The 374-nt window shown below is 45.2% G+C and carries 1 protein-coding gene; it reads left to right on the plus strand.

Features of this window, described 5'->3' with window-relative positions:
* A partial coding sequence (locus GPK60_RS09600; RefSeq protein ID WP_215659649.1) for a replication initiation factor domain-containing protein occupies positions 1-374 on the plus strand: 374 nt, incomplete at both ends.

Below are 374 nucleotides of genomic sequence, written 5' to 3' on the forward strand. Positions count from 1 at the left end.
TTACAGCTCAATATTCAGTACATGATACATGAGGACTTCGGGCATTACAGTTATACAGAACACTACTACATCGGAGATATTTTCGTATATACTTCTCCCGATGAAGAAAAAGGTGTCCTGCTGGAACTGAAAGGAAAAGGCTGTCGCCAGTTTGAAAGTTATCTGCTGGCACAGGAACGGAGCTGGTATGATTTCCTTATGGACGCTCTGGTGGACGGTGGTGTGATGAAACGCCTTGACCTTGCCATCAATGACCATACAGGAATGTTGGATATTCCAGAACTGACCGAAAAATGCCGGAATGAGGAATGTGTATCGGTGTTCCGTTCCTTTAAGTCCTATGCTTCCGGCGAACTGGTCAAGCATGAGGAACA

This window comes from Ruminococcus sp. MCC718 (genome assembly GCF_018783905.1).
GTDB classification, from domain to species: domain Bacteria; phylum Bacillota; class Clostridia; order Lachnospirales; family Lachnospiraceae; genus Hominisplanchenecus; species Hominisplanchenecus faecis.